At 46.9% G+C, this 13941-nt stretch carries 11 protein-coding genes; 7 read left to right on the top strand and 4 right to left on the bottom strand.

Translation table 11 applies throughout. The features are described from left to right. Nucleotides 1-44: 44 nt before the first annotated feature. Nucleotides 45-665, bottom strand: a complete 621-nt coding sequence (locus ACT6NV_RS13440; protein ID WP_445384956.1) for an L-threonylcarbamoyladenylate synthase — start codon at nt 663-665, stop codon at nt 45-47. A 53-nt stretch (nt 666-718) separates the two neighbouring features. Beyond that, the gene (locus tag ACT6NV_RS13435) at nt 719-3037 is read right to left on the bottom strand and encodes an ATP-dependent helicase (RefSeq protein ID WP_445384955.1); all 2319 of its coding nucleotides are present in this window, start codon (nt 3035-3037) and stop codon (nt 719-721) included. Nucleotides 3038-3181: 144 nt separating this feature from the next. Here ACT6NV_RS13435 and ACT6NV_RS13430 point away from each other — a divergent pair, with 144 nt between their 5' ends. The 4 genes from ACT6NV_RS13430 to ACT6NV_RS13415 all read left to right on the top strand — a co-directional run bounded on the left by ACT6NV_RS13430 (nt 3182) and on the right by ACT6NV_RS13415 (nt 6518). Continuing rightward, a complete protein-coding gene (locus ACT6NV_RS13430; RefSeq protein WP_445384954.1) occupies nt 3182-3724 on the top strand; it encodes a DsrE family protein in 543 nt (180 codons plus the stop codon). A 9-nt stretch (nt 3725-3733) separates the two neighbouring features. Continuing rightward, nucleotides 3734-5008 (top strand): amidohydrolase, encoded by a 1275-nt coding sequence (locus ACT6NV_RS13425; RefSeq protein WP_445384953.1) that lies wholly within the window; start codon nt 3734-3736, stop codon nt 5006-5008. Nucleotides 5009-5100: 92 nt separating this feature from the next. Beyond that, nucleotides 5101-5889: a hypothetical protein gene (locus ACT6NV_RS13420; RefSeq protein WP_445384952.1), complete on the top strand. Its 789-nt coding sequence runs from the start codon at nt 5101-5103 to the stop codon at nt 5887-5889. A gap of 110 nt (nt 5890-5999) precedes the next feature. Continuing rightward, complete coding sequence (locus tag ACT6NV_RS13415) at nt 6000-6518, top strand: DUF7935 family protein (RefSeq protein ID WP_445382101.1); 519 nt, start codon at nt 6000-6002, stop codon at nt 6516-6518. Nucleotides 6519-6529: 11 nt separating this feature from the next. Here the strand turns inward: ACT6NV_RS13415 and ACT6NV_RS13410 are convergent, their stop codons facing one another. Both ACT6NV_RS13410 and ACT6NV_RS13405 read right to left on the bottom strand, forming a co-directional pair. Further along, the gene (locus ACT6NV_RS13410) at nt 6530-7429 is read right to left on the bottom strand and encodes a patatin-like phospholipase family protein (RefSeq protein ID WP_445384951.1); all 900 of its coding nucleotides are present in this window, start codon (nt 7427-7429) and stop codon (nt 6530-6532) included. Then, on the bottom strand, nt 7426-9504 hold the full coding sequence (locus ACT6NV_RS13405) for a M1 family metallopeptidase (RefSeq protein WP_445384950.1): 2079 nt from the start codon (nt 9502-9504) through the stop codon (nt 7426-7428). Before ACT6NV_RS13405 ends, ACT6NV_RS13410 begins: the two co-directional genes overlap by 4 nt. An 81-nt stretch (nt 9505-9585) precedes the next feature. Between ACT6NV_RS13405 and recG the strand changes: the two genes are divergently transcribed. From recG to leuD, 3 genes are all read left to right on the top strand, one after another. Further along, a complete protein-coding gene (gene recG / locus ACT6NV_RS13400) occupies nt 9586-11691 on the top strand; it encodes an ATP-dependent DNA helicase RecG (RefSeq protein WP_445384949.1) in 2106 nt (701 codons plus the stop codon). A 210-nt stretch (nt 11692-11901) separates the two neighbouring features. Beyond that, nucleotides 11902-13311 carry a 3-isopropylmalate dehydratase large subunit gene (gene leuC, locus ACT6NV_RS13395; protein WP_445384948.1) on the top strand — a complete coding sequence of 470 codons (1410 nt, stop codon included), beginning with the start codon at nt 11902-11904 and terminating at the stop codon, nt 13309-13311. A 20-nt stretch (nt 13312-13331) separates the two neighbouring features. After that, a complete protein-coding gene (gene leuD / locus ACT6NV_RS13390; RefSeq protein ID WP_445384947.1) occupies nt 13332-13928 on the top strand; it encodes a 3-isopropylmalate dehydratase small subunit in 597 nt (198 codons plus the stop codon). Nucleotides 13929-13941: the final 13 nt, after the last annotated feature.

Here is a 13941-nt window from a genome sequence, read left to right as displayed (position 1 = left end):
AACATGAGAAAGCCCTGTAGTAGTACACTACAGGGCTTTTTTTATTACAGTATGTTTAATGGGCCCTTGCCTTCCCGGATCAATTCGGGTTCCGGCCCGGAAAGGTCAATCACCGTAGAGGGAATATTGCCCCCGTAGCCGCCGTCTACCACCGCATCTACCAGGTTATCCCATTTTTCCTTAATCAGTTCCGGGTCTGTTGTATATTCTATAACATCATCCTCATCTTTAATGGAAGTGGAAACGATGGGCCGTCCCAATCCTGAAACCAGGGCATGTGCTATGGCATTGTCCGGTACGCGGATACCCACGGTCTGCCTCTTTTTAAAATCTTTGGGCAGGTTATTATTTCCGGGCAGGATGAACGTATACGGACCCGGAAGCGCTCTTTTCAGTATTTTAAAGGTGCGGGTGTCAATTTGTTTGACGTAATCCGAAAGGTTGCTAAGGTCTGCACAGATAAAAGACCAATTAGCCTTTTGAAGCTTTACCCCCTTGATTCTGGCCAGGCGTTCCAGGGCTTTGGAATTGGTAATATCGCAGCCCAGGCCATAAACCGTGTCTGTTGGATAAATGACAAGGCCGCCACTGCGAAGAATATCCACTACCTGTTTTACAGCCTTTGGATGGGGGTTTTCTTCATAAATCCTGATAAATTCAGCCATAATGATTCGGTATTGGTGCGCAAACTGACTAAATCCCAATCAGCCTGTTTTCTTTATTCTATCAGCCGGAGTTTGGCAAATCGCAGCAATAACTTCTTAATATCGCCGCGCTCAAATTGTATTTCAGCTTTTTTGTCGTTTCCGGCCCCTTCTATTTTCAGGACTTTTCCCTTTCCAAAACGGGAATGGTCTACCAAACTGCCTTCAAAGAGTTCCTGATCAGCGTACTCCGCATTCGCACTTGCAGGACTGGTCTGGGGCTTAATTTTACGAAGCCTTCGCAATTGGTTGGCCGTGGGATGATTGGGCCTGGGAGGGGTTCCCTTCTCGGGTTTTTGTTGTCTGAGCCTGCTTTTATCGACATCCCCGAAAATATCTGCATTCAGAAGCGGCCTGAATCGATAATTATCCGCCGGGGTCAGATTGTCGATAAATTGTTCATCGATTTCCTCAATAAAGCGGCTGGGCTCGGCATCTATGAGTTTCCCCCAGCGGTACCGATTTTGGGTGTAGGTGAGATAGGCTTGTTTCTCGGCCCTTGTCAGGGCCACATAGAACAAACGCCGCTCTTCTTCCAGTTCGCTTCTGGTATTCATGCTCATAGCGGATGGAAACAGATCTTCTTCCATCCCGACTATAAAGACATTCGGGAATTCAAGGCCCTTTGCCAGGTGAATGGTCATTAAAGCTACCCTATCCTCATCGCCGGTATCCTTGTCCATATCTGTTGCCAGGGCTACATCTTCGAGAAATTCACTCAGGTTGCCTGTAGCATCCGCCAGTTCTTTCTGCCCTTCCACAAAATCTTTGATCCCGTTAAGTAATTCCTCAATGTTTTCCATCCGGGCAATCCCTTCCGGGGTACCGTCTTTTTTGAATTCAAGCAGGAGGCCTGATTTTTTGGCTACGTGTTCGGCCAGTGTAAAGGCGTCTGCCTGCTCGTTGAAGATCTGGAAACTTTGAATCATGGCCACAAAATCTTCCAACTTCCTGCGAATACCCGAATTCACCGGAACACCGGATTTTTGGACATTTTCCATAACCTCAAAAATGGTCTGACCCGTTTGGTTCGCAGCAATGGTGAGCTTATCCACGGTTGTTTGACCAATTCCGCGCGCCGGAAAATTAATAATGCGTTTCAGGGCTTCTTCATCCCCGGGATTAACGATCAGGCGTAAATAGGCGAGAACATCCTTTATTTCCTTGCGCTGGTAAAATGAAAGCCCCCCGTAAATGCGATACGGAATATCCCTCTTGCGAAGCGCATCCTCAATGGCCCGTGACTGGGAATTGGTGCGGTACAAAACAGCAAAATCCCCATTTGGCAGCTGCTGCTGCATCCGCATCTCGAAAATAGTGGAGGCCACAAACCTGCCCTCTTCCGCATCGGTAGGACTTCGGTGCAGTTTAATCCGTCCGCCTTCGTCGTTTGCCGTCCAAACCACTTTCTCCAACTGATTTTTGTTTTTAGCGATAATACTGTTGGCTGCATTTACGATGTTCTTGGTGGAGCGGTAATTCTGTTCCAGCCGATAAACTGCCACATCATCATAGTCCCTTTGAAAGTTGAGGATATTGGTAATATTAGCTCCCCTGAAGGAATAGATGCTTTGCGCATCGTCCCCAACCACGCAAATGTTCTGATAGCGGTCTGCAAGTGCACGCACTATTAAGTACTGCGAATGGTTGGTGTCCTGGTACTCGTCTACAAGGATATAGCGGAAACGCTCCTGGTACTTCATCAGCACCTCAGGGAAACGCGTAAGCAGCTCATTGGTACGCAACAGCAGGTCGTCAAAATCCATGGCTCCTGCTTTGAAGCATCGGTCAACATAATTCTTATAGATCTCACCAAGTCGCGGCCTTTTGGCCATGGCATCGGCCTCCTGCAGTTCCGGATTCTGATAGTAGGCCTTAACCGTAATAAGACTATTCTTGTAGGAAGAAATCCGCTGTTGTATTTGTTTGTACTTATATACGTCCTTATCCAGGCCCATTTCCTTGATGATGGAGGCAATCAAACGCTGGGAATCCTGGGTATCGTAAATGGTAAAGTTACTGGGGTAGCCAAGTTTGTCTCCGTCATAGCGAAGCAGCCTGGCAAAAATAGAATGGAAGGTGCCCATCCATAAGTTTTTGGCTTCTGACCCGCCCACAATATCTGCAATCCGCTTCTTCATCTCCCGGGCAGCCTTATTGGTAAAGGTCAGGGCCAAAATATTAAAGGCATCCACCCCTTGGCCCATCAAATGGGCTATCCGGTAGGTAAGGACCCTTGTCTTGCCGGAACCTGCCCCGGCAATAACCATTAAAGGACCGTCCTTGTGCAGTACAGGGGCCTTCTGGGCTTCATTCAATTCTTCTAGAAACATGCCTACCTCCATCTTTTCAGAAGGTGAATTTAGACATTATTCACCGCAACCTCAAACGGAAACAGATTAGAATTATAAACAATATGACTCCCTTTTAAAGGCAATTTAAATATCTTTAAGGCCGGGATACTTAATCCGAACCCAATGCGCATTTATTCCAGGTTGGTTTTAATACTTTTTTGCCTGAGTTTCTTCACCCTGTCATCACAGGAAAAGCAAACCGGACCGGTTATTGAAGAGTATGGCGCTATCTGGGATATTCAAAATACAAGCTATCCGGTGAACAAAGAGCACCTTTTCAAGGTCGTATTCGATGTTATGAGAAGTCCGGACTCTAAAGAGGCCATCAATCCGTCCCTTGAAACAGCTGCCAGATTCCTGAACATGCATGCCCGAAAGGGAGTTTCCATGGATCAGATGCAGGTCGCTGTGGTGGTTCACAACGCGGCTACTCCGGATATTTTGACCAATGATCACTATCGGGAACGATTCGGCACCGACAACCCCAATACCGGGTTGCTCAATGCCCTTATGGATGCCGGTGTTAAGATTATACTATGCGGGCAGTCATCAGTGGCTCGTAAAGTTCCGATAGAGCAGGCACAGCCAGGAGTACTCCTTTCGCTGTCTGCCATGACTGCCCTGATCCAATTGCAGAGCGATGGCTACCAATTAATAAAATTTTAAATTCGAGATATGAAGAAAATTACCTTTTTATTGTTCATTTTAATTTGCGGAAGCCTGGCTGCCCAGAAGTATTCCCTGCAGGAAGACTACAATACCATTGAACCCAAGGTGGTCGAATGGAGGCGCCAAATTCACCAGACTCCAGAGCTCTCGAATCGTGAATTTAAGACAGCGGAAAAGATTGCTGCCCACCTGAAATCGCTTGGATTAGAAGTTCAGACCGGGGTAGCTCATACCGGGGTGGTCGGAATCCTCAAAGGGAATTCTCCGGGCAAAGTAGTTGCCCTCCGCGCCGATATTGACGCGCTTCCTGTAACAGAAAGGAATGACCTTCCCTTTCGATCAGAAGTCAGAGCAGAATTCCTGGGTGAAAAAGTTGGGGTAATGCATGCCTGCGGACACGATACACATACAGCGATCCTGATGGGGGTAGCAGAGGTCCTAAGTCGTAATAAAGACCAGATTAAAGGCACTGTCAAGTTTATATTCCAACCAGCTGAAGAAGGACCACCACCGGGGGAAGAAGGTGGTGCCCTGTTGATGGTAAAAGAGGGTGTCCTTAAAAATCCGGATGTAAACGCCATTTTTGGCCTTCATATCAATTCCATGACCCCAACCGGGGTGATCCGCTACAAGTCTGGCGGTACCATGGCTGCTGCACAGAGCTTCACCATCCACGTTAAAGGAAAACAATCCCATGGGTCACAGCCCTGGGCAGGAGTAGACCCCATCCTTATTAGTGCAAAAATTATCGATGGTTTACAAACAATTATCAGCCGCGAAACGAACCTTACCAATGAAGCTGCCGTTATTACAGTGGGCAAGATAAAAAGCGGGGTCCGTTTCAATATTATACCCGAAAGTGCTGAGATGCTTGGAACCATTCGCACCCTGGATTACGATATGAAAGACCATATCAATAAACGAATGATGGAAATGGTCCCGAATATTGCGAAAGCCTACGGGGGCGAAGCGACCATTGAAATAAAGGATGCCACCGATATTACCTATAATGACCCTGATTTGGTAAGCCAGATGCTGCCTACCCTGGAAAGGGTTGCCGGGGTTACAAATGTTCAAACCCAAAAAGCCATTACAGGGGCAGAAGATTTTTCCTATTTCCAACGGGAAGTACCCGGGTTCTTTTTCTTTCTGGGTGGGATGACCCCTGGAAATACTGAACCTTACCCCCATCACACCCCTGATTTTTTCATTGATGACAGCGGTTTGATTCTGGGCGTAAAAGCGCTTACTGAACTAAGCCTGGACTATCTGAATAATTAGGATTTTTATTATGAGGGATTTGGGCGTTTGTTCAATTCTCCGTTGATTAAACTCATTTTCAGAAGTATATTTGCCAAACATTTGAATCTAATATGAAATTTAAATTTCTACGCTCCAGCTCATTATGGGTGTTTATTGTGGTGCTCTCCGTTTCTTCCGGGCTAAACGCCCAAAAAAAAAGGGAGTTGATAGCCAGCATTGACAGCCTTAAACTCGTGATCCGGGAGCTGCAAACAGACTTATCCAGGGCAGAACAACGGGAAAAAGCTAGCCAGGCCCAGGCTGAATTGTATGAAAAACAGGCCAGCGATTTAAAGTCTGCCAACGCCACGCTACTAAAAAACCTCAATAATTTTGCCGAGGTATCCAGCAAGAACACTTCCGCCCTGAGCCAGACCCTTTCCTCTCTTGAGGCAAAAGAAGGACAGCTGCGAAACATTGTTGAAACTTTTAGCCGGAACGATTCTGTAATCATTGCTCTTCTCAGCCAGGCCAAACAGACCCTGGGTGCCACGGCAAAACTTAAGATTTCCTCAGGGGGATTATTGATTTCAGGAGGCTTGAACGAAGTATTTACGGAAGAGGGCGGATTAGCAATCAGTGATTCCGGGACAAAATGGCTTGAGGGTATTGCCGAGCTGGCCGGAATGTATCCGGAACTGAACCTTACGGTGGAAGGCCTTTCCATGACCGGGGAAATTTCCCTGGCGGCACGGCAGGCTGCTGCCGTGATGAACACGCTCCGGGACAGCTTGAAGATTGGGGAAAGCCGATTGAGTTCCAGGGGGCGAGATGGGAATTTCAGTGAAGGGATCGATGTTATTCTGCACCCGAACTACCGCAGATTTTATCTGGAGACCAGAAAGGAGATTCAGAATTAAAGATCAGCTCCTTTATCCATAATTGTATGGGAAGAATTCCGCAGGCTTAATATACTTTTTGTGATTTTCCTGCGTTTTCAAATGCGAAAACCAATCTAAACATATCTTTCATGACGGGCGACGGAATCTTTCAATTATTCGCGTATTTATTACCTGCAGTAGTAACCGGTGCAGTTGCTTTTTATTTCTTCCGGATGCATACACGGAACGAAGAAGGCCGGCGCAGGTTCCTGCTTCATAAGGACAGCCAGAAAAACAGTCTTCCGATCCGGCTGCAGGCCTATGAAAGAATGGCGCTTTTTCTGGAACGGATCTCCATCCCCAGCCTGGTGGTACGGGTAGCGCCAAAATCAGCAGATAAAGGGGATTATGAAAACCTGCTGATCCGCAATATCGAAAATGAATTTGAGCATAACCTGTCTCAGCAGATTTATATGACTGACGAGTGCTGGAATATTATCAAGGCCGCCAAAAATGCTACTATCCAGGCCATTCGAAAAGCAGGGATGAGTACGGCAGACAGTGCTGAAAAATTACGGGAAGATATTCTCAATGAGACCATGGACAAAGCCTCCCCTTCAGCTACAGCGCTTTCGTACGTTAAAAAAGAGATCGGGGAGCTCTGGTAAATCGTCCGGGCTCATTCGAGGGCACTGCTTTCTTCACCCTTGGATGCGGCGTATAAATAGCCGCTTTTCCACCATTTCGACATTTGATCCCGGTCAAAAACCAGTGAATTGGTTGTAAGGACAGTAGGAGTGAAATAAAAGTTGATAATCGCATTGTTATGCGTGGCCACGTATTTCCCTATTTTGATATTATGTTGCTCAATGCGATCCAGCATAAAGCCAAACATATTGGTCAGAAGGGAAAAAACATTTTTTGAAGGCATTCTGTTGATATGGGAAACTTCGGTGTGAAGGATAATAGCATCAACCTCCCTTGCCCCCCTTTTGATCGCTTCTTCAATGGGAACCATACTGCCCAACCCTCCGTCTGCGTACTCGCAGCCATTCTTTCGAACGAGGCTCATGAAGGGCGTATAATTGCAGGAAATCCAGATCCATTCACAAAATTCTTCGTATTCAAAATCATTGATACTCTTGTACTCTACCTGGTTCAGAGATAAATTGGATACAGTGACTACAATATCTTTGGGGCCCTTCTTTAATATTTGGAATTCCTCAGGAGTGATGGATTTTTTGATCAGATCCAGCAAATGATAGCTCTCCCCGAAGGTTTTACTGCCTTTATAAAAATTCCTGAGCACATTCCAGTGATTTATACCGATAGTTGCTATCCCATACTTTCGCTGTATGGTAAAAGGACAATTACTAAAAATACTGTTTTGATTAACTGAGGTGTATATTTTCCTGATCTTGCTTATTTTATTCAAAGCCAGATGTGAAATAAGCAAACTGCCGGTTGAAGTTCCCAAAAAAAGGTCATACGAATTGGGATGCTTCTCGAGTAAAAATTGTGCCACCCCGCCGGCAAAAGCCCCTTTACTACCCCCTCCGGAAATAACCAGTGCTCTCATAAAGCTTCTATTTTCTCATAAATATACGCATAGGTTTCCCGGTTAAACCCACTAATCATCATTTCCCAGTATTCCCGGTCTGGCCGTTGTTCCAGTAATTGCAGGAACAACTCACGCGAAAATTTCTTAAAAGCCCACCTATGGTGCTCCGTGGCCTGTATTAAATCCATGATATTTTGATTGTTAAAAGCATCTACCTGATTTAAAAGTTCAAATGCTTTTTCCCTGTCTTCTGCAGCGTAAAACGAGTTTGTGGTCTTCCGTAAGGCAGCCAGGTTTTCCGCCTGTTCATCCTCATAAGCCGGAGTCAGGGCCGCGAGCAGCAGCCAGCTCTGTCTCAATGGAAGATGAACAAGACTGCCGTTTTGCTTAAGTCTTTGCAGAAAGGATTTCCGCTGCTCCGGATAATTCAGCCATAAACGATACAAAAGTGTTTCACGCAGTTCGTAGCTGGGAGCATCCAGCAAATTGACCGTATACTCCAGCATCGAGGGTGGTAAATTTATTCCACCAGCTAAAAGCGCCTTTTGTTCCATTAAACTTCCTTCCCGTAAAACCTGCCCAAGAATGTTTTCCGGCAGGGAATCTCCGAAAGTCATTATCAGTTGTTCCCTGTAAAATGGAGAGCGGGAAAATATCCAGGCTTCGTTAAGCTTATTTTCTGAAGGGTAAGCAGGAACCGACAGTTTTTTCAATTCCAGAAATTTTCGGATAGGTGCAGACTTTCCCTGCAAATAGTTCAGAACTTCCTTTGAGGGAAATTCCGGAGATGCGAGCCAGGCCCCTCTGAAGTCATTTAAGGACTCTCCCCACTCCCCTTCCATGATGGAAAGGAAATCATCCACCGTGGCATTGCGAAAGGCAAATTTTTCCAAATATTTTCGAATTCCTGCACGAAAAACATCCTCCCCAAGTATCTCTCGTAAAAATATAAGGGCCCAGGCACCTTTTTCATAGAAGGTCAGGCTATCTGCCCCCGGGTCTAAAAGAGACTTCCCCCTGCCCTGCTCTTCTGCCTGTTGCAGAGCCTCACAGCTATTGTATAGCTTCCAGTACATCTGGTCCTCACCTTTTATGGCTGCTTCTGCCAGGTAGGCGTAAAAGGTGGCAAAACCCTCGTGCAGCCAGTGGTGCTTTCCGTCTGCTTCGGTTACCAGGTTGCCGAACCATTGATGTGCCATTTCATGCGCATTGATATTGAGATAGGGCAGATCATTGACTGCAATACTGTCTGTGAAATAGCGATCGGAAAAAAAGGTCGCAGTCGTATTTTCCATCCCCGCATACATAAAATCGTGCAAGGGGACTTGTTTGTAGTTCTTCCAGGGATAGGCGTATCCGATCTCCCGTTCCAGAAAGTCAAAAATAGCAGAAGTATACCGGTAGGCATTGCGGGCATGCTGCTGCTCACCGGATGGGAAATAATTAAAGATGGGGGTTCCGCCCCCGGATTGAACCGTGTCCACCTTAAAATGCCCGATTGTAAAAGCAAGCAAATAACTGCTCATGGGTTTGTCCATTCGGTAATGCCAGGTCGCCAGGGAATCTGTCAATTCCCTACTTTGAAGCTGTCCGTTGGCAATTACCTCATAATCCGGGTCGAAGGAAATATCCAGGTTAAAAACCACTTTCTCCTTCATTTCATCAAAACTGGGTACCCAATGGCTGCTGTATTTTCCCTGACCTTGTGTCCAGATTTGTTCGTTGCCCGGATAGGGGTCATTCCAACCAAAAAAATAGAGGGTTTGCCTGGGAAGGGCGGTATAGTCTATTTGCAGACTGTATGCCCCTGCAGTTTCCGGAGCCAATATCCCTAAACGTTTTCCGTCGTACGAAAAAGGAACTTCCCGATTCTCCAGGGCTACTTTAATTATGTGCATATTTTGCGCATCCAGATGCAAGCTGTCTGCCTTGCCAATCATCCTGAAGGTGTACCTTACACTTCCTGCTATTCCTGCATTTGCCGTATCAGGGGAAATGCTGATGTTCGCCTTTTCGAAATCAACATTGCCGCCCTGTGCCCTGGCCAGTAGCAGCGGAAAGAACAAGAAGAAAATTCGAAAGCTAATGCGCATAGCGTTAACAGGTCAAAAATCAATCCAAATTTAGCGTTTTGACGGGTTGCAGTTGAAATTACGAACCCTTAATTTAGTCCAATGCATCCCAAGGCCCTGCAAACTTCCCTGAGTTACCTGAAAGGCATCGGCCCTAACCGGGCCAAATTGCTTCGTTCAGAGCTGGGCCTGGAGACCTATCAGGATTTGCTGTACCTCTTTCCGAACCGTTATATAGATAAAACAAAATTCCATAAAATAAGCGACTTGCAGCGCAATAGTGCCGAGGTGCAACTCATTGGCCGGCTTATCCATATTAAAACGGTTGAACAAAAGCGAGGAAGCCGGCTTGTGGCCACTTTCAAAGATGATTCAGGGCAAATGGAACTGGTCTGGTTCCGGAGCCAGAAGTGGATTCGGGAACGTCTGAAACTAAATGAGGCCTATGTGATTTTCGGCAGGACAAAGTGGTATAATGGTGTGTTTTCCATGGCCCATCCGGAAATGGAATTGCTAAGCACCTTTAAGTCACAGAAAAGGGTGCGCATGCAGCCAGTCTATCCGTCAACCGAAAAATTGTCTAAACAGGGTATTACCAACCGGATGATCAGCCGTTGGATGCTGCAATTGCTAACCCAGGAAAAGGTACCACTGAAAGAAAACCTGCCGGAGGATATAAGGGGAAGCCTGCAGCTGATGGACAAACAACTGGCGGTTTCCCAACTACATTTCCCGGATGATCAAAAACTGCTGGCCCGCGCAGAGTTCCGTTTGAAATTTGAAGAATTCTTTTTTGTGCAACTGGCACTGCTTACCAAAAAACGCCAACGCAAGATTAAAATAAAAGGGCTTCCGTTTGAAAAGGTCGGGGAGCATTTTACAGGTTTTTATGAGCAGCATCTCCCCTTTGAACTGACCCCGGCCCAGAAAAGGGTTATTCGGGAAATCCGGGCTGATCTGGGAAGCCATGCCCAGATGAACCGTCTGCTTCAGGGGGATGTAGGTTCAGGTAAAACCATAGTGGCCGTGATGTGTATGCTGCTGGCCCTGGACAATGGTTTTCAGTCCTGTCTGATGGCCCCAACGGAAATACTCGCCCAGCAACACTATCATGCAGTGCGTGAACTGCTGGAGCCTCTAGGTATAAGTGTGGCACTTCTGACCGGCTCCGTCAAGGCCAGGGACAGAAAACCTATACATGAAGGGCTGGAATCTGGAGAATTACCCATATTGATAGGGACACACGCCGTTTTGGAAGATGTGGTGAGTTTCCAAAACCTCGGACTGGCCATAATTGACGAACAGCATCGCTTTGGGGTCGCTCAGCGCGCCCGTCTCTGGAAAAAGAATGCAACACCGCCACATATCCTTGTTATGACAGCCACTCCGATTCCCCGGACCCTTGCCATGAGTTTGTACGGGGATCTGGACATCAGTATAATAGATGAGCTACCCCCGGGCCGGAAACCGGTCAAAACCGTTCATCGAACCGATGCAGACCGGCTGAAGGTTTTTCGCTTTCTGAAAGATGAAATTGCCAAAGGGCGTCAGGTTTATATTGTTTATCCGCTCATTCAGGAGTCGGCAGCCTTTGATTACAAAGACCTGATGGACGGGTATGAAAGTATCAGCCGAGAATTTCCCGCCCCGGAATTCCAGATTTCCATCGTACACGGGCAGATGAAGCCTGAAGCAAAGGAATTTGAAATGCAGCGTTTTGTTGAAAAACAAACCCAAATAATGGTTGCCACCACGGTTATTGAAGTAGGGGTTAATGTGCCCAACGCCTCCGTAATGGTTATTGAGAGTGCCGAGCGTTTTGGACTCTCCCAGCTCCACCAGCTCAGGGGACGGGTGGGCCGTGGAGCCGATCAGAGTTATTGTATCCTGATTAGCGGTAATAAGCTTTCTGAAGATGCCAAAACAAGGCTTCAGACAATGGTTCGCACCAACGATGGCTTCGAAATCGCAGAAACCGATCTGAAACTAAGGGGTCCGGGAGACCTGATGGGCACACAGCAAAGCGGGATACTGAACCTGAAAATTGCCGATGTGATCCGCGACCGTGATATCCTGGAAACTGCCCGGTACCATGCCGCCATGGTGCTAAAAGAAGATGGTGGACTGGAACTGCCCAAACATCGGGTGCTTCGGGACAAACTCAGCAGAATGGAGGCTTTCAGGAATATATGGGATTACATTAGTTAAAGCATTATAAACGCTTTATTGAGGCTCCCTGAATCCCTTTTTTAACGGCTTATGTCTGGCAATTCTTATATGATTAATCCTGAAAAGGGCATTTTAAAGGGCTGTATCGGGATTTGAACATCGTAATTTACCCTGCCATTGGTTTTCTTCCCAAAGGCATATTTATACTTTTGTAAGTTCTAATGAATCTCGCCAAAAGCAAGAAGAAAGATGAGCAAAACACTATTTGATAAAGTCTGGGATTCCCATGTGGTTCGCAGCATTGACAATGGGCCTGACGTACTTTTTATCGACAGACATCTGGTTCATGAAGTAACCAGCCCGGTAGCCTTTCTGGGGCTAAAAAACCGGGATATTCCAGTATTGTATCCCGAAAGGACTTTTGCAACCGCGGACCATAACACCCCAACCCGGAATCAGCATTTACCCGTAAAGGACCCGCTTTCTGCCAAACAATTGAAAGCACTTGAGGAAAATGCTGAAAAACACAGCATTCCCTATTGGGGTCTGGGGCATGAAAAAAATGGGATTGTTCACGTAATCGGACCCGAAAACGGGATCACTGTGCCAGGGGCGACCATTGTCTGTGGGGACTCCCATACCTCTACCCATGGTGCTTTTGGCGCCATAGCCTTCGGAATAGGAACTTCGGAGGTCGAAATGGTGCTGGCCACTCAGTGCATTATGCAACCCAAACCCAAGCGCATGCGCATCAATATCAAGGGAAGCCTGAGCGAAGCGGTTACCCCTAAGGATGTTGCGCTATATATCATCTCAAAACTTACCACCTCCGGAGCCACCGGATATTTTGTGGAGTATGCCGGAAGTGTATTTGAGCAAATGAGCATGGAGGGCCGGATGACAGTGTGCAACCTGAGTATTGAAATGGGTGCCCGTGGCGGTATGATTGCCCCGGATGAAAAAACCTTTGATTATATAAGGGGCAGGGAGTATGCACCACAGGGAAAAGCCTGGGACGCCGCTATGAAATACTGGAAGACGTTGTATTCAGACCCGAATGCAATCTTTGACAAGGAAATAAACTTTAACGGGGCCGATATAGAACCCATGATCACCTACGGGACCAACCCGGGGATGGGCCTCAGCATTTCCAGGAAGATACCAAAGGCTGAAACCCTCGATGGCGGGGTTGCCACGTATAAAAAATCGCTGGAGTATATGGATTTTCAAGAAGGGGAATCCATGCTGGGCAAAAAGATAGATTTTGTTTTTCTCGGAAGTTGTACAAATGGTCGGATAGAGGATTTCAGGGCTTTTGCACAGGTAGTTGAAGGCCGGCAAAAGGCAGCCAATGTTACTGCCTGGCTGGTTCCCGGATCTCATAAGGTGGAGCAGGCCATTCGGGAAGAAGGGATTCTCGACATACTGGAAGCTGCCGGCTTCGAACTCCGGGAACCGGGATGTTCTGCCTGCCTGGCAATGAACGACGATAAAATCCCGCAGGGAAAGTACGCCGTAAGTACCTCAAATCGAAATTTTGAGGGCAGGCAGGGACCCGGTGCCAGAACACTCCTGGCCAGCCCCCTGGTTGCAGCTGCTGCTGCTGTTACAGGCGAGGTTACAGACCCCAGGGAACTACTCAAAACAGCATTAGTTTAACAACAAGACGATATACAAACATGGCTTACGATAAATTCACAATCCTTAAGAGTTCTGCTGTCCCGCTTCCCATTGAAAATGTGGATACTGATCAGATCATTCCTGCCAGATTTCTAAAGGCTACCGAGCGTGAAGGCTTCGGGGATAATCTTTTCAGAGACTGGCGCTACAACGCAGACAATACCCCCAAGGAACATTTTGTGCTGAACAACCCACTTTACAACGGTAAGATCCTCGTTGGAGGTAAAAACTTCGGTTCCGGTTCCTCTCGGGAGCACGCGGCATGGGCCGTATATGACTATGGGTTTCGATGTGTGGTCTCCAGCTTTTTTGCAGACATTTTCAGGAACAATTGTTTAAATATCGGCGTTTTACCGGTACAGGTAAGCGCTGGTTTTTTGCAACAGATATTTGAAGCTATAGAGGCCGATCCGAAAACAGAATTGGAGGTCAACCTGCCGGAACAAAGTATTACCATCACTTCCACCGGTGCATTAGAGACTTTCGAGATCAATGGGTATAAAAAAGAAAACATGCTGAACGGTTTCGACGATATAGACTACCTGCTCAACATGAAGAAGGACATAGAAACCTTCGCAGAACAGATCCCCCTCTAAAGATCACCTTATA

The organism is Robiginitalea insularis (assembly GCF_052497835.1).
This window is presented reverse-complemented; position numbering and strand designations above follow the sequence as displayed.